This is a genomic window from Arthrobacter sp. UYP6 (assembly GCF_040547315.1).
Classification (GTDB): Bacteria; Actinomycetota; Actinomycetes; order Actinomycetales; family Micrococcaceae; genus Arthrobacter_B.
In genome coordinates this window covers 55,263-77,652 of the sequence record NZ_JBEPPM010000003.1, presented here as the reverse complement: position 1 = coordinate 77,652, position 22,390 = coordinate 55,263, and the positions used below count along the sequence as shown (strand labels likewise).

Below are 22,390 nucleotides of genomic sequence, written 5' to 3'. Positions count from 1 at the left end.
CCATGCCGCCTACCTTGGAAGAAGAATCAAGAGTTCCAGCCACGGGCCCTGGCCGGCTGGACGGCAACCCTCTCGCCGTAGCGGGGTGCTCCAGGTGACGATTCGGCCGCCCGGAGAAATTTCCCGGCCGCGGCAAGTACCGCGTTTGTGCCGACCCTGTTTTTGTCATCGGCCCGGCGCTTAAGGCAGAGGAAACTCAGCATGGCTCTTGTTACCGATCTTCAGCCCGCGGCCCTGCGCCGCGCCTATTCGCGTTTCCCCTCCGGTATTGCGGCGTTGTGCGCTGTGGTGGACGGGCAGCCGCAGGGAATTGTTGCCTCATCCTTTACCGTGGGCGTTTCCATGGACCCTCCCCTGGTGATGTTCGCCGTGCAAAACACCTCCCGCACCTGGCCGGTGCTGCGGCCGGCGGCCCGGATCGGAGTGTCGATCCTGGGCTCCGAACACGAAGGGATCTGCAAACAGATTGCGTCCAAGTCCGGGGACCGTTTTGCGGGCCTGAACCTGCACACCGACGAATCGGGTTCTCTTTTCCTGGACCGGGCAGCCCTGTGGCTCGAGTGCTCAGTGGAGAACGAGGTGCCCGCCGGGGACCACAGCGTTGTGCTGCTCCGCGTCCACGGTCATGCCTCGCATGACGATGCCCACGAGCCGCTGGTGTTCCACGGTTCGGCGTTCCGACACCTCAGCGTCGCGGAGTTTGCCTGACATACTCGGCTCATGACCGTCACCTTCGAATGCACCACGCGGACCGACATGCCCCGGGGGCAGTTGTTCGACCTTGCCAGGAGCATCGATGCTCATCAGGACTCCATGGCCGCTTCCCGTGAGAAAGCTGTCCGCGGAGTAACCTCGGGGCTTATTTGCCTGGGCGAAGAGGTTACGTGGCGTGCCTGGCACTTCGGCCTGCCGCTGCGGATGACCAGCCGGATCACGCAGATGCAGGCACCGGAACATTTCACCGATGAGCAGGTGCGGGGCCCCTTCCGGTTTTTCCGCCATGTCCATGAGTTTCATTCCGATGCCGCCGGGACCACAATGGTGGACCGCATTGAATTCACGGCCCCGCTCGGCGTCCTCGGCCGGGTCGCCGAGAAGCTCGTGCTGTCCCGCTATCTGCAGCGGCTCATCCAAACGCGCAACCGGCACCTCGTCGGTGCCTCTCTCTCCGGCGCGTATTCCGACGAATAGCTCCCGGCTCAGATCTCCTCCGCCAATCCCCCCATCCCTCACCCCTCACCCCCGCCCCCCGAAATGGCAGAAGGTGCACGTCCCAGCGCTGGGACGTGCACCTTCTGTCATTTCGGGGTAGGGACGTTAGGCGTCCAGACCGAGGCTGAACAGCGTGGCGAGGCTGGCCGCGTTCAGCGCCGCCATACCCGGGTTCGCCGAGGACGGAAGCCCCGTCCAGACCTGATTGGCACCCGAGTTTTTCGGATACATGCCCGCGATTCCCCGGTCACGGTAGAAGTCGAGGTAGCTCGACGTCGCGCTCTTGATGTGGCCGTCGGCCTCGCGGAGCCAAACCTGCGAACCATCAGCCGGCGAGCAGGCTGCAGCCCTTACCGGAGTGCCGGGAACCAGGCACAGATCGGGGCGTTTTTCGCTGTGAATCGCACCGCGTACGTCCATGAACCAGCGCTGGTCCGCGGTGTCGGCACACACCGTCTTGGTGGTGGGGACGGTGACCTCGAGGTTGCCGCCCAGCACCAGGCAGTGGCCGTTATACACCTGCGTCCGGCCTCCGCCGGGAAGCACCCGGGTGGGGCTCTCCACAAATCCGGCCGCGGCCAGCAGCGTCCGAAGCTCCGCCGCGGGCACCGGATCCTTTGCCGTGAGCTTGTCCTTGTTGGCCGCGATGAAGGAATCAATGGAGTAGGCGGTGAAATCCAGACTGAAGAGCATGGCGAGGCTGCCCGGCTTCAGCAGGGCCATACCGGGGTTCGAGGCGATCGAGAGGCCGGTCCAGATCTGGTTTGCTCCTGTCCCCCGCCCGTACATGCCCGCGATGCCCTGGGCGCGGTGGTAGTCGAGGTAGCTCCATGTCGCACTCTTGATGTGCCCGTCGGCCTCGGGCAGCCACACCTGTGAGCCGGCGGTCATAGAGCACGTGGCGACAGTCACCGGGGTGCCGGGGACGAGACACAGGTCGGGGCGTGCCTCGCTGTGAAGTGCGCCGCGCGCATCTCTGAACCAGCGTTGGGAGGGGGTGTCGGCACACAACGTCTTGTCACCGGGAACGGTGACACCCAGGTCGTCGCCTAGGACGAGGCAATGGCCGCCGTCGACCAGCAGCCGGCCACCGCGGGGCAGGATCTGCGTAGGTCCTTCAACCAGGCCCAGCGAGGTCATGAGCGTTGCGAGCTCGGCCGTGGCAACCGCATCCTTGGCCGTGAGCTTGTCCTGGTTGAGCTGAATGAATTCGTCAACCGAGGCGGAGGCCGCGGTTGCCGCCTGCACCTTGTCGGCGGTTTCCCGGGCTGCCGTGCTGAGCCCGCTGAGGTTGTCCTTCCAGCTCTCCAGGAGCACCGTGCCGGCCGTGTCCAGGACCGGCACGGCATCGTCCGCGACTGCCTGCAGCTTGGCTTCGAGTTCGGGCAGTTCGACGGCTCGCAGCGCCTCGTAGCCGGCCTCCTGGCCGATTTCGACGGCGGGGCGGAGGGGTTCGAGATCGGCGGCGATGGTTATCGAGTTGCCGAGTTTCGTCGTCGTGCCGTCCGTGCGGCAGAAGATCGACGCGCCAGTCGGTTTGTCCGCATCGGCGAGGTTGACGTTGAACTGCTTGACGCCATCGGAAGCGGCCAGCGCAGTCGCCTCGACACTGCCGTCCTGGAAGGTGATGTCCATCCAGCAGCGGCGGGCCGCGTCCGTCGCCGTAGTGTTCTCCTGCGGCAGGTCAAAAACGTTGCCGTAGTTGCTGCGGAAGGCGGGATAGAGCACTGTCTGTTCCGGAACCGCCGGGTTGTAGCCTCCGAGGAGGGTGAAAACAGGAACACCGACCTGTGCGGGCCTGGGCGCCGAGAAGGCGGGGTTTTTGGCTTTCGCGTCGACATACGCGCCGGCAGCGGCATCCCAGTCACGGTAACCGCTGGGATACGCAGTGTCGGGCACCAGGGTGCGGAGGGACCGCTGGGTGATCTCAGTGCTGAACCCGGTGAGATGGGTGTAGCGCGACAGGCTGCTGGAGTTGCTGCCGCCCGACATCGCGTCGCGGTGGTAGTTGTAGAGACCCTTGTAGTTCTGGGTGAAGTTGCCGGCGCTCAGATTGAAGCCCGCTGCGGTGAAGGCGGTGTTCGACGAGAGGTTGGACCGCATCCGGTCACGGTAGGCAATGTAGCCCCATCCGCTCTCGCTGTGGTGACTCGCATTGATAACCCGGGCGTCGCCCTGCTTTGACGTGTCCACCCCGGGGTAATGCCCCAGACCATAGGAGTGGCCGAGTTCGTGGCTGAGCTCGTTGCCGACCGAGTCGTACAGGGTGGCCATGCCGTTTCCGCCGCTGAGGCCGTGGGAGTGCACGCCGTTGGCATAGCTGCCGGCCGAGTGGTGGATGATTCGCTGGTTGAAGGTTCCCGGTTGCCGCTGATCCATCGGCCCGCTGGTGGTGCCGAAGTTGGCGAGGTTGATGCCGGTGCTTACCTGCGCCTTGCCAACATTTTCCCGCAGGTCGCCCGAGTAGACGTCGCCGTTGACGGCGCTCTTGTCCTCGTAGATCACTCCGGACGACACAATCACTTTGTCGAGGCGCACCGGCTCGTAGATCGCCATCGTGAGCTTGGAGACCGGGATGGTCTGGAAGTAGTCAGCACCGGATTTCTCCGGCTGGTTGAACATGTAGTGGCCCTCGGACTTCGGGGCGTCGGTGAGCATGCCCAGTTGGACGGAGTTGATGATCAGCTCCGCGGGCGCCGCGAATTCGATATTCCCGGCGGCGAGCACTCCACTGCCCGCGTCAGCCGAAAAGGTCAGCTCCAGGCCCGGCTGCATCCAGTTCCATGGCAGTTCGGAGGTCCAGGCGGTGGTGGAGTAGGCGACGTCGGCCCTGTTACCGGTGATGTCCATATCAGAGCGGGGAATGGCAGCCGGTGGCGCAAGGTCCAGCGTTCCGCGGGTCTCCCCCTTCACCGTGGCGGTGACGCTTGCACTGGTGGCGGCGGAAAGCGGCGAGAAGAGAACGAGTGCTGCCCGGTCCGTCACGAGAGACGGCATTTTCGCCGCGGCATTGCCGCTCGCGTTGATCGTATGGCTCTGGGCAAACTCCACCTGACCGGCAAGGTTGCCGGTGAGGTCGTTGCGAAGCGGGCGGTCGGCGCCCGTTGCCGTGGTGTCGTGGAAACCCGCAAGGTCAAGCGGAATCACGGCGGACCCGGCCGGTGCCCGCAGGGGCACGGGGACGCCGGAACGGATGTTGGCCGCCGCGGACGACGGGATGGAGCCGCCGGCCAGACCGAGGATAAGGGCTGCTCCGATGGACATTGCGGCAAGCCCGGGTGAATGCGGGCGTTTGCGGCGGGGGGATTGTTGGCGGTGGGGGGATTTGTGCTGCATTCTGGTTCCTCGTCGGCCCGCGTTGAATCGACGATCTGACAGATAGTCAGGTGCGGGCAAAAGTCACTCGTCGTCGCAAACATTACTTGCATTGATCTGACCGACCCTTATATGACGTAATTCTTTCCGCCCGTGAGGGCATACGCCGATTATGCTCCACAGCTGTGGGATTTAGGGTTGGAAATGCAAGTACATGCAAACCAATGACTACCTTTCTTTATCAAACCTTTACATCCCGCGCGAAAGGCACTAACGTCTTGCGGATTACTTCGGAAGGAAGTAGCCGAAATGATGAGACCGAGCAATGTCCACGATCCTTCAGGCACCGTCCGACCCGCTGGGACGCATGGCGGTTTTTGGATGCGCCGGGCAGTGGTTCTGCCCGCAATAGCCCTGGCACTGGTGCTCGCAGGATGCAGCTCCCAGGACCAGCCCGGTTCTGCCGCCCGCAGCGACTCCCCTTCACCGGCTCCGGAGAATTCGGCGCCTGCGGCCGGGACGAACGCACCCTCAAGCGGTGCTCCCGACAAAGCGGACCTTTTTCGCGCCGAAGACCCGGTAAGCGTGGAAACCTATTTCGAAACGGAACCACAGCTCCGACCGGAAAACGGGAGCGTCCTGCTTGAGGAATCCGCCGCCGGGCCCAGTACGTTCGAGTTGCCCGCCATGGAGCCAGGAACAACGTTCAAGACCTTCCTCACCTGCAGAGGCATTTAAAGTCCAATTCCTGGATGCCGAAGGTAAGCTCGTAACATCCACCGGCGGGGACCGCTGCAATAGCCCGAACCTGGCATCTTATGAATATCCGGTGAGGGCCGGGAGTATTCCTGCGACCGTGACCGTGAGCGATGTGAATTCCGCTGACTATTGGCTCGTGGTCTACAACATTACCAAACCTGAATAATCATCCCGCGTTGGATCAATAACCTGTCTGGCGATTGAACGATGAAAATCATTCCAAAAACTCTGATAGTTCTCCCCTGGATGCCGGGGCTGAATACCAGATCCAGGCGGGAGGCTGTCCTTCTGGCTGGGTCCCCGTTGGCAGTCAAGCACCAGTGTGGAGGTCAACGGTTGCACTACGGCCGAGGCCGGCGCTGTTTTCGCCAAGCCTTTCAGCCACTCTGGGGGTCGCCGTGAGTGCATCATCCAGCACCACCACACAGCAGGGATACTCCTGCCAGGTGCCCGTCGAACAGGCCCAGGGCCGGCTCGAAATGGGCGCCATGGGGTATCAGCTCGGCTGGCAGCGGGGACACCACAACCCGCCGTGCATCTGAGTGCAGGATGCCAGCGGAAGCACCCTGAGCACGAGCAGCACCACCGCTTTCAGCCACAGTTAGCTCCGGCTGCCCTGACCGGAACAACAAGCTCGAAGAACAAGAAAGTGCCCGGCAAGAACGGCCGGGCACTTCTCATGTCACTGGACTCTTGGGTCGGAAGACCTTAGGCGTCATCCTTCTTGGCTTCGGACTTCCTGGCCTCAGGCTTCTTGGCCTCCGCCTTGAAGTCCACGCCGGCTTCCTTGCGCTGCTGGGCCGTGATCGGCGCCGGAGCCTGGGTCAGCGGGTCGTAGCCGCCGCCGGACTTCGGGAACGCAATAACGTCGCGGATGGAATCGGAGCCGGCCAGCAGGGCCACCACACGGTCCCAGCCGAAGGCGATGCCGCCGTGGGGCGGTGCGCCGTACTTGAATCCCTCGAGCAGGAAGCCAAACTTCTCCTGCGCGTCCTCCTGGGAAAGGCCCATGACCTTGAAGACACGTTCCTGCACATCGCGCTGGTGGATACGGATGGAACCGCCGCCAATTTCGTTGCCGTTGCAGACAATGTCGTAGGCGTAGGCCACAGCCGACTCGGGGTCGGTGTCGAAGGTATCCATGAATTCGGGCTTCGGGGATGTGAAGGCGTGATGCACTGCGGTCCAGGCACCGCCGCCCACGGCTACGTCTCCGGCGGCAACAGCTGCGGAAGCCGGCTCGAACATGGGAGCGTCAACCACCCAGACGAAGGCCCAGTCGTTCGGGTCGATCAGGCCGGTGCGGTGACCGATCTCCACACGGGCCGCACCGAGCAGTGCGCGGGATGCCGCCTTCTCCCCTGCACCGAAGAAGATGCAGTCGCCGGGCTTGGCGCCAACTGTCTCGGCAAGATTTTCACGCTCAAAGTCGGTGAGGTTCTTGGCAACCGGGCCGGTCAGCGTGCCGTCCTCCTGGACCAGCACGTAGGCCAGGCCCTTGGCGCCGCGCTGCTTGGCCCATTCCTGCCAGGCATCCAGCGTGCGGCGGGGCTGCGAGGCACCGCCGGGCATGACGACGGCACCCACGTAGGGGGCCTGGAACACACGGAAGGTGGTGTCCTTGAAGAAGTCGGTCAGCTCCGTCAGCTCCAGACCAAAGCGCAGATCCGGCTTGTCCGAGCCGAAGCGCGCCATGGCGTCCGCGTAGGTCATGCGCGGGATCGGCGTGGTGATGTCGACGTCGATCAGCTTCCACAGGGCCTTAACCACGGCCTCACCAAGCGCGATGATGTCATCTTCTTCGACAAAGCTGGCTTCGATGTCCAGCTGGGTGAACTCCGGCTGGCGGTCCGCACGGAAATCTTCATCGCGGTAGCAGCGGGCAATCTGGTAGTACTTCTCAAAGCCGCCCACCTGGAGCAGCTGCTTGAAGAGCTGCGGGGACTGCGGCAGGGCGTACCAGGATCCCGGTGCCAGCCGTGCGGGTACCACAAAGTCGCGGGCACCCTCGGGGGTGGAACGCGTCAGCGTGGGGGTTTCGATTTCCACGAAACCTTCGTCGTGCAGCAGATTGCGGGCCACCCGGTTGGCTTCGGAGCGCAGGCGCATGTTTTTGGCCGGGGTTGGACGGCGCAGGTCCAGGTAGCGGTGCTTCAGGCGGGCCTCTTCACCGACTTCCACATGCTCATCAATCTGGAACGGCAGCGGATCGGAGGTGTTCAGGACAACAACCTTGTCCGCGATAACTTCCACCTCACCGGTGGCCAGCGAGGGGTTCTCGTTGCCCTCGGGCCGCTTCTGCACAGTGCCGGTGATCTGCAGCACATATTCGTTGCGCAGGCCGTGGAAGACATCTTCTTCCCGCACTACTACCTGAGCCACTCCGGAGGCGTCACGGAGGTCAAGGAAGGCAACCCCGCCATGGTCCCGGCGTCGGGCCACCCAGCCAGCGAGAGTGACGGTCTGTCCAATATGCTCGGCCCTGAGGGAACCAAGGGCATGAGTGCGCAGCACAGCAGTCCTTTCAAGATTGCTTGCGGAAAACACTGTTCCCGCTCATTGTGAATACAAGGTCTCATCATGAGTTTACCGGTGTTCACATCCTTTCCCAGCCAAGGGCACCGCCGCGCAGCCCGGTGCGGGGCGCGGCACCGCCCCGGCCCAACCGATCGGAGGGGCGCGTGTCCGGCAGCTCCGCAGGGAAACTTCCGCTGGGCGGTTTTGACGCCACTACCGTGGGAATCGGATGCATGGTTGGCGGCGGGATTTTTGTGGTCCTGCCGCCGGTTGCGGGCGCAGCCGGCTTCGAAATTGCCGGATCCCTGACCCTCGCTGCTCTGGTGGCCTACTGCTCGGCCGCATCGATCTTCCTGCTCAGCGCCGGCCTGCGCACCAGCGGCCACGCGAATGTTGGCGGCACTGCGCGTTCGGCAGCCAAGATCCTGCTGGGGCCCTACATGGGTTTCTTCACCGGCTGGACCATGGTGTGCGCGCTGGTCACCTCCGCCGCCGTCCTGGCACTGACCTTTGGACTCTATGTACTGCCCGGGCAGGCCCGGGCAGCTGCCGCCGGGGCGGCAGTGGCCGCGACTGCCCTGAACCTGTTTGGCCTACAGCGCAGTGCCTGGGTGATCCGTTTTGTTTTGGCCTTCGTGATCGGGGTGCTGGGTTTCGGCGTGGTGGTGGCTTTCAACGAAGCCGGTGGACCTCCTCCACCACCGGGTGTTTTGGAGGACTCGCGCTCCACCACCGGTTTGCTGCAGGGTGCCGGGTTCGCCTTTTTTGCCTTCGCGGGCTATGCCCGGCTGGCTGCCGGCGGCTTTCATGTCCGGGCACCGGACCGCAACCTCCCCCGCGCCATTCCGGCCGCCATCCTCGTTGCCCTGGGCCTGTATCTGCTGGTGGGGCAATCCCTGCTCAGCTGGTTTCACGGACCGGCGGGGTTGGCCGCGTCGCTGGCACCCCTGCGCGAGCCGGTGGCAGCGGTGGGGCTGGGCATCGGCACCGGGGCGGTGGTCATTGCCGCCGGCACTGCCAGCCTGTCCGGGCTGTGGATGCTGATCGAGGGAAGTGCGCGTACTGCCGGCGCGATGGCCGACGACGGCGACCTCCCCCGAATCTTTGCCCGCACCACCCGCAACCGGCGCGTTCCCTGGCCGGCGGTAGCGGCGGCAGGTGCCGCCGTCGTCGTCCTGGTTCTGACCGCCAGCCCGGGAACACTGCTGGCCCTGGCCTGCTTTGCCCTGCTGCTGCACGCGGCGATCACCAACCTGTGCGGCTACGCGCTGGAACAGCGCCGGTGGTACACACCGCGGGCCGTGAATTTGGTCGGTCTTGCCGGAGCCCTGATCACGGCACTGAGCCTGCCGCCGCTGGCGATCCTGCTGATGATGATTGTGTTGGTGTTCGGGCTGGTGGTGCGACTGACGTTCCGCAGGGGCAGTTCCCCGCCGGATGACGGGTCGGCCGCCCCTCCCTGAAAGGCCCGCAGCACGAGCGGCCTACCCCTGGGCCGCCCGCCAGCTGCTGACCATCTCCAGCAGCTCTGCCTGGCGCGCCGGCGGCGCAAAGGAGGCCTCCACCGAGTTGACAGCCAGTGTGGCCAGCTGGTCAGTGCTCAGGGCGAAGGTGTCCCGCAGCAGGCGGAAGTTATCATCCACGTAGCCGCCAAAATAAGCCGGATCATCGGAGTTCACCGACACATTGAGGCCGCGGGCAAGCATCTGCGGCAACGGATGCTCGGCCAAGGTGTCCACCGAACGCAGCCGGACGTTGGACAGCGGGCAGATGGTCAGCGGAATCCGTTCCCGCACCAGGCGGTCCACCAGGACGGAATCGTCCAGGCAGCGGATCCCGTGGTCAATCCGGTCCACCAGCAGCAGGTCCAGGGCCTGTTCAATATAGTGCGAGGGACCCTCTTCTCCGGCATGGGCAACACATTTCAGTCCGGCGTCGCGCGCCATGCGGTAGAGCTCCACGAAGCCTTCGGGCGGATTACCGACCTCTGCGGAGTCCAGACCAATTCCCACGATCGGGGCGCGGGACGCGATCAGCTGAGCCAGGACCGCTTCGGCTTCGGCAGCCGGACGGTCCCGCAGGAACGCGGCAATCAGCTCGGTGGAGACCCCGAACTCCTCCAGGCTGGTGGCCAGGACACCGGCAACCCCGTTCATGCAGACCTGAAGCGGAATCCCGCGGAGCAGGTGGGCCTGCGGATCAACCATCATCTCCACGTGGCGCACTCCGGCGGCTGCGGCCCGGCGCAGGTAGGCGCGGGTCATATCCGCGAAGTCCGCCTCCGTCCGCAGCACCTCCATGTTGGCGTAGTACAGGTCCAGGAAGGACTGCAGATCGGTGAACTCGTATCGGCTGCGCAGTTCCTGGAGATTGGCATAGGGAAGCTGGATTCCGTTCCGGGCCGCCAGCTCAAAGATCAGCTCCGGTTCCAGGGTCCCTTCAATGTGTAGGTGAAGTTCAGCGCAGGGCAGCGCGGGGCCAGGTGCAGTGGACATGCTTTAATCCTAATTCCCGCCGCCGGGCTTTAGCGCCGGCTTTCGAGCTCAGCGCTGTCCAGGATGGCCGCCAGGCCGGCATGGAAGGCCGTCAACGAATCGAGCCGCTGTAAGGCGGCATGGTGCTTTTCCAGGAGCGGATAACCGGAGAGCCGCACAAAAACCCCCGGGCTCAGCCAGGGATCATGACCTTCCGAATCCGGCAGCCGCTGGATCTCTGCTGAGATTCCGGTGCCCAGTGCAAGGGTGTAACTTTCCAAGGCGGCGTAATAATGCACCACCCTGTCCTCCGGCAGGCCCGCCTCGGTAAGACACTGCAGGACGAATTCGATGGCCTGCAGCTCCCCCGGACCATACGTGTCAATGGCAAAGGATTCGCTGCCTAGCGCCGGATGCTGGATAAACGCGTTGAGGAGTTCAGCCACATAGGACTCCAGGCGCGGCCGCCAGGCCAGCTCTGATCCGGCACTGGCCACCCGCTCCAGGGACAACAGGAAGAGCCGGTCAAGGGCCGCCCGGACAATGGCGTCGCGGTTCCGGAAATGCCGGTAGACGGCAGTGGCGTCTGCGTCGAGTTCCAGTCCAAGCTTGCGCACTGTCAGCCGCTCGCCGGGCTCCTGCCGCGCCAAGCGGAGGACGGCCTCAACAATATTCTCGGGGTCCAGCCTGCTGCGGCGGTCCGGTGTTTGGGTTGGCTGTTCCATGTATCGGCTCTTTCCATCCTGTCCCGGGTCACATAACACGGTACATGATCGAAACCGCCTGCGACTTGGATCAACACTCATATCAGCAGTGATGTCAACATCGTTGATTAAATGTGAGCCAGGCCATAGTGTGTGTCAGGCAACGCAAGATTCCAACGAAAGGACCACCAGGTGCACGCGGAGATTCTCCTCGAAAATGGATGGGTATATACCGGCAACGACTCCGGACCCAGCCAGTCGAACCTGGCCATAGCAGGCGGACGCATCATCGCGGTAGGAACCAGTGATGAACTAGCGGGCACCATCGCCAGCAGCACCCGCCGAGTGGACCTTCAGGGTCAACTGGTGGTTCCCGGTTTCCAGGACGCACACATCCACCCGATTTTTGCGGGCATCGAGATGCTGCAGTGCGACCTCACCGAGGCCGAATCCGCAGAAGAGGCGCTTCAGACGGTTGCCCGGTACGCGGAAGCACACCCGGAGGAGCCGTGGATTCTGGGGGCCGGCTGGTCCATGGATCTTTTCCCCGGCGGAACGCCGCTTCGCCAACAGCTTGATGCCGTGGTCTCCGACCGCCCGGTGTTCCTCAAGAACCGGGACCATCACGGGGCCTGGGCCAACACCGCAGCGTTCACAGCCGCCGGCATCACCGCGGACACTCCGGATCCCCAGGGCGGGCGCTTTGAGCGCGAAGCCGACGGCACCCCGGCCGGCACAGTCCACGAAGGCGCATCAGACCTTTTCAACCACGTTGTGCCCGCCGTGGGCTACGACCTCGCCTATCAAGGCCTGCTCGCGGCCCAGAAGCTCCTACTGGCACAGGGCATCACCGCTTGGCAGGATGCCTGGGTGCCCATTCCGGAAGGCGAGCACGCAGACAACCTCAAGGTCTACATGGATGCGGCCCAGGCAGGGGATTTGTTGGTCCGTGTCGCAGCCTGCCACTGGTGGGACCGCTCATCCGGCCCCGGCCAGCTGGAGGGGATCCTGGAACGGCGCTCCGCCGTCGAGCATGCCGCGGATCCGCTGCGTCTGCGTGCCAACACCGTCAAGGTCATGGTGGACGGGGTTGCTGAAAACTTCACGGCAGCCATGCACCACGTCTATCTGGACCATCATGGCCATCCCACCGAAAATCGAGGGATCGAGTTCTTCGATCCCGCACAAATGCGCGACTTCGTCACGGCCATCGACGCAGCCGGAATGCAGGTCCACTTCCACGCCCTGGGTGACCGGGCGGTCACGGATGCGCTGGACGCCCTGGACGCTGCCCGCAGCACCAACGGCACCACCGGTAACCGCCACCATCTGGCCCATCTCCAAGTGGTCAGGTCCGAAGATATGCAGCGTTTCGCCGAGCTGGAAGCCGCGGCAAACATCCAGGCACTGTGGGCATGCCATGAGGAGCAAATGGACACCCTGACCCTGCCCTTCCTGGAGCCGGGAGCCGAAGAGCGCCACTATCCCTTCGGTGAACTTGCCGCGGCGGGTGCGCGGCTGGTGGGCGGCAGTGACTGGCCCGTCTCCACTGCGGATCCGGTTGCAGCCATCCATGTGGCAGTTAACCGCGGCACCCCGGGATCCGATCTGGCGCCGCTGGGCCCGGATTCCCAGAAGCTCACTGTGAAGCAGATGCTGGATGCCTACACGCAGGGAAGCGCCTGGATCAATCAGCTGGAAACGCAGACCGGAACCCTGGAGACCGGGAAACTGGCGGATCTGGCCATCCTGGACACCAATATCTTTGAGCTGGCTCCCGAGGACCTCCACCGCGCAACCGTCACCCAAACCTGGATTGGCGGCGAATGTGTGTACCAGCGCCCGGCCTCCGAACATTCAGCAGACCGAGCAGCCGCGGTGGTCAAGTGAAAGTCCCGCTGATGAAAAACCCGCCGGCACGGCTGCCACGCACCGCGCCCCCACGCGTCACGGCGGCCGGAGCTGCGGCTGCCGTGATCGCCCTGCTGCTCACCGGCTGCTCCGGGACCGGCCAGGAAGCTGAGACCGGACCCGACGGAGAAAAGTTCACGCTGAGCGACTCCAGCCCTGCAGCGGGGTCGGAGATTGATAACTTCAACTGGGCCATGTACGCGGAGCCCTTTTCCCTCGACTATGCCTACGCCTTCGACTACCCGGACAACACGGTCCTTTCCAACGTCTGCGAATCCCTGTTCCGTTGGAACGCGGATCTCACCACGTCTCCCGGGCTGGCTACCGGCGTGGAAAATCCCGATCCGCTGACCTGGATCTACACCATCCGCGAAGGCGTGAAGTTCCACGACGGCACCGAGATGACCGCCGACGACGTCGTCGCTTCCCTCTCGCGCCATGTGAGCCCGGAGGTGGGGTCCTTCTGGGCCTCCTCCTACCAGAACGTGGAATCGATCGAGAAGACCGGAGACTTTGAGGTCACCGTCACCATGGCCCGCCCCGACTATGCGTTCAATTCCTCGCTGGTGGGCTCTCCGGGCGTGATCGAATCAGCCGCGACGCTGGAGGAATCAGGCCCGGACTACGGGAATTCCACCACGGGCGTGAATTGCACCGGCCCCTTCCAGTTCAAAAGCTGGGAAGCGGGAGAAAGCATCACCCTGGACCGGTTCGATGACTACTGGGACCAGGATCTGTTGGCCAAGTCCGCGCAGGTCACCTTTAAGATCCTTCCGGATGCCAACGCCCGCACCAACGCGTTCCAGACCGGGGAGCTCGACGGCGGCTTTATGATCCCCTCCAACGCAATCGACATCCTCAAAGCCAATGACGACGCCGGGACCATGTATTTCGGAACGGACAGCTCAGTCCAGTCCATGGTCTTCACGGATCTGGAGGGCACCTTCAAGGACGTCCGGGTCCGCCAGGCACTCATGATGGCACTCAACCGCACCGCCCTGGTGGATGCGGCGGAACAGGGCTACGCCACCACCACCGATGCCCTGACCACCCGCAACGTATGGAACGAGGCCGCGCCGGAGACCGTCGATGCGGCCTTCGACAGCCTGCCGGCGACGCCCTACGACCTGGAGGCAGCAAAGCAGCTGGTCCGGGACGCCGGTGCCGAGGGCAGCAAATTCGTGTTCGCAACCGCTTCACTGAACGCTGCCTTCGATATCACGGCCAGGGCCATAGCCTCCGCCGCGAAGGAAATCGGCCTGGATCCGGAGATCCAGACCATGTCCAACGATAAGTACACAACGCTGTTCTCCGATCCTCAGGCCCGCGATGGCGTGGACCTGCTGGTCACCTCCTGGTACCTCTCCTCCAATGAGCCGCTGGAAATGTACAGCGTCCTGCGGACCGGTGACTTCAGCAACTACGGCGGCTGGAGCAACCCGGAGTTTGACGACCTGGTCAATGCAGCGTTCGGCGTCGAGGATCCCAATGAGCGGGCGAAGCTCACCGCCGAGGCAGCAAAGCTGGCCGGTGAGGAAGTTGTCTGGGGTCCGCTCTACGAGACCGTCACCACCATGTGGCTGGGCAACCGGATCACCGGTGCGGACCCTTCCATCAACTACATGTATTTCCCGTGGGCAGCGAAGATAGGGGGGCACTAAGATGGCCACTGCTGAACAGGTTCCACAGATCGTCAGCACGCCGGGGCCCATCCCGGCGCACAAGCCCAAGGGACGGGCGCGGGGAGCCGTTGTCTACGTGCTCCAAAAACTCCTGGTCCTGGCGGGCACACTGTTCATCGCCTCCCTGGCCGTGTTCTTCTCCCGTTTCCTGGTGCCCGGGGATCCGGCCCGGTTCCTGCTCAGGGGCCGCAGCCCCAAGCCTGAAGCGCTGGCGGAGATTACCCGCCAGTTTGGGCTGGATAAACCCGCCTGGGAGCAGTACCTGAACTGGCTCACGGGCATCCTCCACGGAGACTGGGGGCGGTCCCTGACCTACCGCCAGGATGTCTCGGAAGTACTGCTGAGCAGGCTTCCCACCACCCTGCAGCTGGTGGCCCTGGCCGCCGTCTTCATCACCGTCCTGGGCCTGCTGGCCGGCATCATGGCCAGCCTGAACAAGGGTTTCGGTGACCGCTTCATCCTCGTGACCCTCACCGCAGCCGGTGCCGTTCCGCCCTTCGTAGCCGCGATTGCCCTGGTGGCACTGTTCTCGGTGGGCCTGGGCTGGTTCCCCTCCTTTGGCAGCGGCGACGCCGGGTGGCAGCGGATCCGGCACCTTGCCCTCCCCGCCCTGGCCCTGGGCATCACCTATATCGCCATGGTCGCCCGGGTCACCCGATCGTCCATGAATGACCAGCTGGTCCGAGAGCATGTGGAAGTGGCCACCAGCCGCGGCCTCAGCCGGGCGTCGGTAGTGGGCAGGCATGTGCTGCGCAATGCTCTTGGCCCCATCCTCACCGTCAGCGGTGTGCTGGTGGCCGGACTCCTGGTCTCCAGCGCCATCATTGAGCGGACTTTCGGCCTGGCCGGCATCGGACAGCTGCTGGTGCAGTCGATCGACCGGCTGGACTTCGCCGTGGTCCAGGCCATCGTGATGGTGGTCGTGGCAGCGTTTGTCCTTGTCAACACCTTGGTGGACCTGATCCAGCCTCTAATCGATCCGCGCATTGCCGCCGGAACGGAGTCCCGATGACCCTCACGCTTAGACTCCCAAAGACCGGCGTCCTCCGGTACGGGCAGTTCCTCTCCCCCCTGGGCTGGGCCGCCACGGCCTTCGCTGCCCTGGTAGTGCTGAGCGCAGTGTTCGCTCCAGTCCTGGCACCCTTCGATCCGGACTACGTGGACCTGAACAACGTGCTGGCGGGCCCGGGAGTTGAGCATCTTCTGGGCACCGATGCGCTGGGCCGCGACCTGCTCAGCCGCCTGATGCACGGCGGCCGGACGTCCCTGCTGGGACCCACGCTCGTGATGCTGGGATCCACCGTTCTGGGCCTGCTCCTGGGCCTGGCCGCCGGCTGGTCGCAGGGATGGCCGGGCCGGCTGCTCAGCCGGTTCTTCGACCTGCTGTTCGCCTTCCCTGCCCTGCTGCTGGCCATGCTCGCCATTGCACTGTTCGGCAAGGGGCTCACCGCCCCCATCCTGGCCATGACCATTGCCTACGTTCCCTACGTGGCACGCCTCACCCAGTCGCTGGTGGCCGCTGAGCGCGGCCGCCCCTATGTGCAGGCCTACCAGGTGCTCGGCTTTAGGACACCGTGGGTGGTCCTGGGCCGGGTGCTGCCCAATCTCCTGCCCATCGTGGGCGCCCAGTCCACCCTCAACTTCGGCTATGTACTGGCTGACCTTGCCGCCCTGTCCTTCATTGGACTGGGCATCCAGCCGCCCACCAGCGACTGGGGCGCCATGATCGAGGAGTCCCGCGGCGCGCTGCTGGGCGGGGACGTGCTCCCTGCTTTCTGGCCCGCCCTCGTGGTGGTCCTGGTGGTAGTCGCCGTGAACATCATTGGCGAGGAACTTTCAGACCGCATCGGAGGGAAGCTCGCATGAGCCGGCTTTTGCAGATCACAGACTTCACTTTGGGCTTCGCGGACAAACCGCCGCTGCTGGATGACATCTCACTGCACGTGGACGACGGCGAAGCCGTTGCCCTGGTGGGCGAGTCAGGTTCCGGGAAATCCCTGACCATCAGGGCAGCCCTGGGACTCCTTCCGGAGCGCGCACAAGCCACCGGCACAGTTTCGGTGCTGGGACTGGACACGTTGACGGCCGGCAAGAAGCGCCTGATGGAATTGCGCCGGCGGGACGCCTCCATGATCTTCCAGGACCCCCGCGCCGGGATCAACCCGGTCCGGACGGTGGGCGATTTCCTGGGCGAGACCCTGCGGTTTCAGGGAATCTCCCGGACTGAGGCCACCGAGCGGTCCATTAAAGCCCTGGAACAGGTTGGCCTCCGGCGGGCCAAGGAACTCCTCGGCCAGCACCCGCACCAGCTCTCCGGCGGCATGCTGCAGCGCGTCATGATTGCCGCGGCCATGCTGAACTCGCCAAAACTGCTGCTCTGCGACGAGCCCACCACCGCCCTGGATGTCACCACCCAGGCCGGAATCGTGGAATTGCTCCGCGAGCAGCAGCAGGCACGGGGCATGGGCATGCTCTTCATCACCCATGACCTGAACCTTGCCGCGAGCCTTTGCGAACGCGTGTACGTACTGCAGCACGGGCGGGTAGTGGAGCATGGCGCCACGCAGGCAGTCTTCCTCACCCCGCAGCAGGACTACACGCGCCAGCTGGTCAGCGCCACACCCGTCATTGAGCTGGAGAAGGTCCCCGAACCCAATGCTGCCCAGGGACAACGGATGCTCCTGGAAGTCTCGGGCCTGACCAAACGCTATGAACTCGCCCGCGGCGAAATCCTTACCGCATTGGACGACGCCGGTTTCAGCCTTCCCGAAGGCGGCTCGCTTGGCGTCGTTGGCGAGTCGGGGTCCGGCAAGTCCACCCTCGCCCGGATTGTGGTGGCCCTGGAATCGGCCACTGAGGGTGAGCTCACGCTGGGCGGGAATGCCCGTCCCCGGCGCCGGCTTGCCGCCGGTGAGCGCAAGGTGCTGGCCAAGGACGTACAGATCGTTTTCCAGGATCCGTACCTTTCCCTGGACCCGCGCATTGCGGTGGACAAGGCCGTGGCCGATGTCTTCCGCCTGCACCAGGGCCAGGGGCGCAAAGAGGCCCTGGCCAGCTCGCGTGAGCTGCTGGGACGCGTGGGTATCGCCGTCGAACGCTGCGGCGCACTCCCCCGGGCGCTGTCCGGCGGCCAGCGCCAGCGCGTTGCCCTGGCGAAGGCCCTGGCCGCCCGGCCCCGGCTGCTCGTCCTGGACGAAGCAACCAGCGCCCTGGACGTTTCCGTCCAGGCGCAGGTGCTGGAGCTGGTGGAAGAACTCCGGGACCAGTTTGGCCTCACCATCTTGTTCGTCACCCACGACCTGGCCGTTGTGTCCCGTCTCTGCTCCAACATCCTGGTGATGCACCAGGGACAAATCGTGGAACAGGGTCCCACCGCCCGCATCCTTGCCGACCCGGCCGAGGAATACACCAGGAACCTCATAGGGTCCCGTCCGCGCCCGCTGTGGGAGCCGGCGGCGGTCAGCGCCTGATCCGCACAGCACCTGCCCCCCACAGCACCAAGACTCCAGCACCCCCTTACTTCAGGAGAACCCCGTGAAATCCACCGTTTTCGAACGGAACGTCCCCTCGTCCGCCGCGGTCACCAAAGCGTTGGAGGGCTCCGTCAACCGGCCGTTCTGGATTGACGAACTGCAGGAGAGGGCACCCCGTTACCCCGAGCTCAACGGCAGCGCCAGCGCTGATCTGGTGATCGTGGGCGGCGGCTATACCGGGCTGTGGACGGCCCTGCGTGCCAAGGAACGGAACCCGAAACGGACCATTATCCTGCTCGAAGCCAAGCGTGTGGCCTGGGCTGCCTCCGGGCGCAACGGCGGCTTCTGCGAGGCCAGCCTGACCCACGGTTCCGAGAACGGAAAAAACCGCTGGCCGGACGAGGTGGACACCTTGGAGCGGCTCGGACTGGAAAACCTGGAACGGATGCAGGAAGCCGTGCAGAACTACGGCATGGACTGCGACTGGGAACGCAGCGGTGAGCTCAACGTAGCCGTGGAACCGCACCAGGTGGCCTGGCTGAAAGAGGACGACGCCGAAGGCAGCGTCTTCCTTGACCAGGACGCCGTGCGTGCCCAGGTGAATTCGCCCACCTATTTGGCCGGGCGCTGGTACCAGGATTCAGTGGCCATGGTCCACCCCTACAAGTTGGCGCTGGAGCTGGCGAGGGTGGCTGCGGAACTGGGCGTGGAGATCCACGAGGAAACCCGGGTCACGGACCTCAAGGACTCCCCCGACGGCGTGACGCTGCTGACCGATCACGGGCAGGTGCAGGCGAAGCAGGTGGTTCTCGGCACCAATGCCTTCCCGTCCCTGCTGCGCCGCAACAAACTCATGACCGCAACGGTGTATGACTACGCGCTGATGACTGAGCCGCTCACCGCGCAGCAGCTGGAGTCGATCGGCTGGAGCAGCCGGCAGGGGATTGGTGACATGGCAAACCAGTTCCACTACTACCGGCTGAGCAAGGACAACCGGATCCTGTTCGGCGGCTACGACGCGCTCTATTTCCCCGGCGGCCGGGTGGATCCCCAGCACGAAAACCAGCCCGAAACCTGGGAAAAGCTCGCCTCCCATTTCCTCACCACCTTCCCTCAGCTTGAAGGGGTGAAGTTCAGCCACAAGTGGGCCGGTCCCATTGATTCCAGCACGCAGTTCTGTGCGTTCTTCGGAACAGCGCGCAAGGGACGGGTGGCCTATGCCGCCGGCTTCACCGGTTTGGGAGTGGGAGCCACGGCCTTTGCGGCCGATGTGCTGTTGGACCTGCTCTCCGGGCAGAACACGGAGCGGACCGGCGTGGAGATGGTCCGGAAGCGCCCGCTGCCCTTCCCGCCCGAGCCGCTGGCATCCGTGGGAATCAACATCACCAGGTGGTCCATGGACCGCGCCGACCATAACCAGGGCAAAAGGAACCTGATCCTCAAAACGCTCGACGCCGTAGGCCTGGGCTTCGATTCCTAGCCCCTTCTAGCGGTGCCGCTCCCGGGGCGGAACGAACACGCCGGGCTTTGCCGGGGCCGCTACCTGCGCCGGGCGCTCAAACATGCCGTACACCGGACCGGCGACCAGCCAGATACCGGCCACCAGCCCGGCCCGCTTGATCCAGTCCCAGAGGACTGCCGCTTCGCCGGGAGCTGCCAGGAACTGGATCATGGCCAGCAGCACGGCAACCGCAATGGTGAGCGCAATCAGGACCCGCCCGTATTCGATCCAGAGGCCCCGGCGGTAAGGTGCTGTGCCCTTGACGGGCTTCATGGGCGCCGGGCCTCCGGCGAACCGGTGGGCAAACCGCACATCGGCCCACCGGATCAGGGAATGGCCGAACGCCACGCTGAAGCCCAGATAGAAGGCGGCCAGGCCGTGGACAGTGTCCGCGGTTCCTCCGCGGGCAAGATCCGCACCGGCCGCTGTCAACAGCACTACATCCAGCACCGGGACCGAGGCCAGCAGTGCCAGTCCCAGGCGCTTTCGATGCAGCAGATAGCGGGCGCCCAGCCCGGCGGCCAGCAGCACCCAGAAGCCGATCTCGCAGCCGATGATGAGGTATACCAAAACGTCCATGTCCTCAGCTAAGCCCGCCTGCCCTGCTGCCGTCGTCGGCAGTTGGTGCCACCTCCGCCGTTCCGTTGTCATCCCTTCGGAGGAGGAGGTTCCCCTGCCGCGGGTGCGCGGCATGTTTTGGTCGCTACTCTTGATGCATGCCCGCACCCAACCACCGCTATTCCCTGGACGGAGTCTGGGAATCCGGTGTTGCCTCGGCCGTTGGATATTTCGCGGCCGGCAGCGTCCTGATGCTGATCGGCGTCAACGGTGCGGACCTGGTGCCGCCGATTCCCGGCGCGCCGGACTGGGCCTGGGCCCCGCTGCTGCTGCTCGGATGCGCCGGTCTGGTGTTCCGGCGCCGGAGCGTGCCGGTGATGCTGGCAGTCACCGGCACCGCCACCGTGGGAAGTCTGCTGCTCGGCGGCGGGATCATCACCTACCTGCTGCTCTTTGAACTTTTCTATTCGGGCATTCTTTTTGGCTCGCCGCGCCTGAGCCGGGCCGTCCAGAACGCAGCCGTTGCCGGCATCGTTATCCTTCCCCTGGCCGTGGGACTGACCTACCGGAGCTGGGCTGACGCTCTGTTCGGGCTGCTTCAGGCCGTCCTGATCTGCCTCATTCCGCTCTGGTGGGCAGGATCAGTCCGGCGGCAGAGCGAGCGTGCGGAGGCGGAGCGGCAGCGCGCGGAGACTGAGCGGCTCCGGGCCGAACACACGGAGGAGCTGGCCGAGCTGAACCTGCGGATGGCCGTGACCGCGGAACGCGGCGCCATGGCCCGCGAACTCCACGATGCCATCGCCGGGCATCTCTCCGCCGTGGCGCTGCAGTCCGCTGCCGCTCTTGCCGCCGGCAATCCGGACTTGGACCGCCGCGTACTGGCACAGGTGCGTGCCGAGAGTGTGCAGGCCCTGCAGGAAATGCGCTCGATGATCGGCCTGCTGGAGTCCGACGGCGGACCGGAGACACCGTCCGTTGACACGGCTGCCGGCGGGATGGAGCAGCTGGAGGCGCTGGCCGCCTCCGCACGGCTGGCCGGGAATCCGGTGGACCTTGCGGTGGAACCCGAGATAGAGGTACCGGCCCTGGTGGGCAGCAGTGCCTACCGGATTGTGCAGGAATCCCTGACCAATGCGGTTCGGCATGCGCCCGGCACTCTCATCACCGTCCGCGTCCGGCAGCTGGAAGGTTCAGTGGATCTGCGGATCAGCAACGAGCTCCCTGCAGCGCCAGCGGCGGGACCCCCGGCGGGATCCCCCGCGGGTCTTCCCGCCGGGGCATCCCGGGGGAACGGCACCGGGCTGCGGAACATGTTCCTCCGCGCCGGACAGCTGCACGGCAGCTTCAGCGCAGGTGTCACCGAAGAAGTCACCGAGCCGGACGGTCCGGGCACACGTCAATGGGTGGTGCAGGCCCTCCTGCCCGCGGGACGCGCCCCGCTTCAGCCGCCCGCCCAGATCCAGATCCAGGAGATCCCTTGAGTACCGGAACCGGCAGCCTGCGTGTCCTGCTCGCAGATGACCACTCTGCCATCCGTGCCGGGCTGCGGATGATCCTGGAGTCCGTCGGGGGTTTCTCCGTGGTGGGTGAAGCGGCCGACGGCGCCACCGCCGTCCGCATGGCACGCGCCCTGCGCCCCGACGTGGTGCTCATGGATCTGCGGATGCCCGGGACCGACGGCATTGCCGCAACAGCCCGGATCACCGGGGAGAAGCTTTCCGCCGTGCTGGTGCTGACCACCTTTGATGTTGACGACTACATTTATGCCGCTCTGCGCGCCGGAGCTGCCGGTTTCCTCCTGAAGTCGGTGGAACCAGAGGAGCTGGTCCGCGCGGTCCGGAGCGTGGCCGACGGCGACAGCGTCCTCTCCCCCGAGGTCACCGCCACGTTGATCTCAGCGTTCGTGCGCTCCAGCGGGCCCGCTCCCCGCGGACCCGGAGCGATCCCGGCAGGACCTGGACTCGTCCCGGCAGGACCTGCCGGGACTAACCCCGCCGCACTGCCGGAATCCGCACCCGGGCAGCCCGCCGACCCCCTGACGGCCCGGGAGGAGGCCGTACTGGCCTGTCTGGGCGAGGGGTTGTCCAACCAGCAGATATCCCGCCGGCTGGGCATTGCCGAAACCACGGTGAAGACCCATGTGTCCCGGGTGCTGGCCAAGCTCGGCGTTTCCTCCCGGGTCCAGGCCGCCCTCGCTTACCGGACACCGGCGTTTCAGGAGCAGCGCGGCTCGGCCTGACTTCTACGGCTGGGCTGACCTTTACGGCTGGGCTGGCTTCATGGC

The 22,390-nt window shown here is 64.9% G+C and carries 17 protein-coding genes and 1 riboswitch; of the genes, 12 read left to right on the top strand and 5 right to left on the bottom strand.

What is annotated here, in order from left to right:
• Positions 1 to 24: 24 nt before the first annotated feature.
• Positions 25 to 145: riboswitch (SAM riboswitch) on the top strand.
• A gap of 56 nt (positions 146 to 201) precedes the next feature.
• Entirely contained in the window at positions 202 to 708 is a 507-nt protein-coding gene (locus ABIB35_RS03405; protein ID WP_354178917.1) for a flavin reductase family protein, read from the top strand.
• 12 nt (positions 709 to 720) lie between these two features.
• On the top strand, positions 721 to 1,191 hold the full coding sequence (locus ABIB35_RS03400) for an SRPBCC family protein (protein WP_354178916.1): 471 nt from the start codon (positions 721 to 723) through the stop codon (positions 1,189 to 1,191).
• Positions 1,192 to 1,317: 126 nt separating this feature from the next.
• Here ABIB35_RS03400 and ABIB35_RS03395 read toward each other — a convergent pair whose 3' ends face one another.
• Positions 1,318 to 4,548: a M66 family metalloprotease gene (locus tag ABIB35_RS03395; RefSeq protein ID WP_354178914.1), complete on the bottom strand. Its 3,231-nt coding sequence runs from the start codon at positions 4,546 to 4,548 to the stop codon at positions 1,318 to 1,320.
• 1,136 nt (positions 4,549 to 5,684) lie between these two features.
• Between ABIB35_RS03395 and ABIB35_RS03390 the strand changes: the two genes are divergently transcribed.
• On the top strand, positions 5,685 to 5,828 hold the full coding sequence (locus tag ABIB35_RS03390) for a hypothetical protein (RefSeq protein ID WP_354178912.1): 144 nt from the start codon (positions 5,685 to 5,687) through the stop codon (positions 5,826 to 5,828).
• Between the two features lie 166 nt (positions 5,829 to 5,994).
• On the opposite strand, the gene aspS is transcribed toward ABIB35_RS03390, so the two are convergent.
• Positions 5,995 to 7,800, bottom strand: coding sequence for an aspartate--tRNA ligase (gene aspS, locus ABIB35_RS03385; RefSeq protein ID WP_354178910.1), 1,806 nt, complete (start codon positions 7,798 to 7,800; stop codon positions 5,995 to 5,997).
• A 167-nt stretch (positions 7,801 to 7,967) separates the two neighbouring features.
• On the opposite strand from aspS, the gene ABIB35_RS03380 reads away from it, so the two are divergent.
• Positions 7,968 to 9,266, top strand: a complete 1,299-nt coding sequence (locus ABIB35_RS03380) for an APC family permease (protein ID WP_354178908.1) — start codon at positions 7,968 to 7,970, stop codon at positions 9,264 to 9,266.
• Positions 9,267 to 9,287: 21 nt separating this feature from the next.
• On the opposite strand, the gene ABIB35_RS03375 is transcribed toward ABIB35_RS03380, so the two are convergent.
• Positions 9,288 to 10,298, bottom strand: a complete 1,011-nt coding sequence (locus ABIB35_RS03375; RefSeq protein WP_354178906.1) for an adenosine deaminase — start codon at positions 10,296 to 10,298, stop codon at positions 9,288 to 9,290.
• 29 nt (positions 10,299 to 10,327) lie between these two features.
• Entirely contained in the window at positions 10,328 to 11,002 is a 675-nt protein-coding gene (locus tag ABIB35_RS03370; protein ID WP_354178904.1) for a TetR/AcrR family transcriptional regulator, read from the bottom strand.
• A 171-nt stretch (positions 11,003 to 11,173) separates the two neighbouring features.
• On the opposite strand from ABIB35_RS03370, the gene ABIB35_RS03365 reads away from it, so the two are divergent.
• From ABIB35_RS03365 to ABIB35_RS03340, 6 genes are all read left to right on the top strand, one after another.
• Positions 11,174 to 12,871, top strand: a complete 1,698-nt coding sequence (locus ABIB35_RS03365) for an amidohydrolase (protein ID WP_354178903.1) — start codon at positions 11,174 to 11,176, stop codon at positions 12,869 to 12,871.
• Between the two features lie 11 nt (positions 12,872 to 12,882).
• Entirely contained in the window at positions 12,883 to 14,553 is a 1,671-nt protein-coding gene (locus ABIB35_RS03360) for an ABC transporter substrate-binding protein (protein ID WP_354178901.1), read from the top strand.
• A gap of 1 nt (position 14,554) precedes the next feature.
• Entirely contained in the window at positions 14,555 to 15,586 is a 1,032-nt protein-coding gene (locus ABIB35_RS03355; RefSeq protein ID WP_354178899.1) for an ABC transporter permease, read from the top strand.
• Positions 15,583 to 16,440 (top strand): ABC transporter permease, encoded by an 858-nt coding sequence (locus ABIB35_RS03350; RefSeq protein WP_354178897.1) that lies wholly within the window; start codon positions 15,583 to 15,585, stop codon positions 16,438 to 16,440. The genes ABIB35_RS03355 and ABIB35_RS03350 overlap by 4 nt, the downstream gene beginning before the upstream one ends.
• Positions 16,437 to 18,044, top strand: coding sequence for a nickel ABC transporter ATP-binding protein NikE (nikE, locus tag ABIB35_RS03345; RefSeq protein ID WP_354178896.1), 1,608 nt, complete (start codon positions 16,437 to 16,439; stop codon positions 18,042 to 18,044). Before ABIB35_RS03350 ends, nikE begins: the two co-directional genes overlap by 4 nt.
• 64 nt (positions 18,045 to 18,108) lie before the next feature.
• The gene (locus tag ABIB35_RS03340; RefSeq protein WP_354178894.1) at positions 18,109 to 19,527 is read left to right on the top strand and encodes an NAD(P)/FAD-dependent oxidoreductase; all 1,419 of its coding nucleotides are present in this window, start codon (positions 18,109 to 18,111) and stop codon (positions 19,525 to 19,527) included.
• A 6-nt stretch (positions 19,528 to 19,533) separates the two neighbouring features.
• Here the strand turns inward: ABIB35_RS03340 and ABIB35_RS03335 are convergent, their stop codons facing one another.
• Positions 19,534 to 20,127 (bottom strand): hypothetical protein, encoded by a 594-nt coding sequence (locus tag ABIB35_RS03335; RefSeq protein WP_354178892.1) that lies wholly within the window; start codon positions 20,125 to 20,127, stop codon positions 19,534 to 19,536.
• A 137-nt stretch (positions 20,128 to 20,264) separates the two neighbouring features.
• Here ABIB35_RS03335 and ABIB35_RS03330 point away from each other — a divergent pair, with 137 nt between their 5' ends.
• Positions 20,265 to 21,587 (top strand): sensor histidine kinase, encoded by a 1,323-nt coding sequence (locus ABIB35_RS03330; protein WP_354178891.1) that lies wholly within the window; start codon positions 20,265 to 20,267, stop codon positions 21,585 to 21,587.
• On the top strand, positions 21,584 to 22,345 hold the full coding sequence (locus ABIB35_RS03325) for a response regulator (RefSeq protein ID WP_354178889.1): 762 nt from the start codon (positions 21,584 to 21,586) through the stop codon (positions 22,343 to 22,345). The genes ABIB35_RS03330 and ABIB35_RS03325 overlap by 4 nt, the downstream gene beginning before the upstream one ends.
• Positions 22,346 to 22,390: the final 45 nt, after the last annotated feature.

Coding starts and splice junctions, on each gene's coding strand:
- ABIB35_RS03405 (WP_354178917.1), top strand. CDS start 202: ATGGCTCTTGTTACCGATCTTCAGCCCGCGGCCCTGCGCCGCGCCTAT.
- ABIB35_RS03400 (WP_354178916.1), top strand. CDS start 721: ATGACCGTCACCTTCGAATGCACCACGCGGACCGACATGCCCCGGGGG.
- ABIB35_RS03395 (WP_354178914.1), bottom strand. CDS start 4,548: ATGCAGCACAAATCCCCCCACCGCCAACAATCCCCCCGCCGCAAACGC.
- ABIB35_RS03375 (WP_354178906.1), bottom strand. CDS start 10,298: ATGTCCACTGCACCTGGCCCCGCGCTGCCCTGCGCTGAACTTCACCTA.
- ABIB35_RS03370 (WP_354178904.1), bottom strand. CDS start 11,002: ATGGAACAGCCAACCCAAACACCGGACCGCCGCAGCAGGCTGGACCCC.
- ABIB35_RS03360 (WP_354178901.1), top strand. CDS start 12,883: ATGAAAAACCCGCCGGCACGGCTGCCACGCACCGCGCCCCCACGCGTC.
- ABIB35_RS03355 (WP_354178899.1), top strand. CDS start 14,555: ATGGCCACTGCTGAACAGGTTCCACAGATCGTCAGCACGCCGGGGCCC.
- ABIB35_RS03350 (WP_354178897.1), top strand. CDS start 15,583: ATGACCCTCACGCTTAGACTCCCAAAGACCGGCGTCCTCCGGTACGGG.
- nikE (WP_354178896.1), top strand. CDS start 16,437: ATGAGCCGGCTTTTGCAGATCACAGACTTCACTTTGGGCTTCGCGGAC.
- ABIB35_RS03335 (WP_354178892.1), bottom strand. CDS start 20,127: ATGGACGTTTTGGTATACCTCATCATCGGCTGCGAGATCGGCTTCTGG.
- ABIB35_RS03330 (WP_354178891.1), top strand. CDS start 20,265: ATGCCCGCACCCAACCACCGCTATTCCCTGGACGGAGTCTGGGAATCC.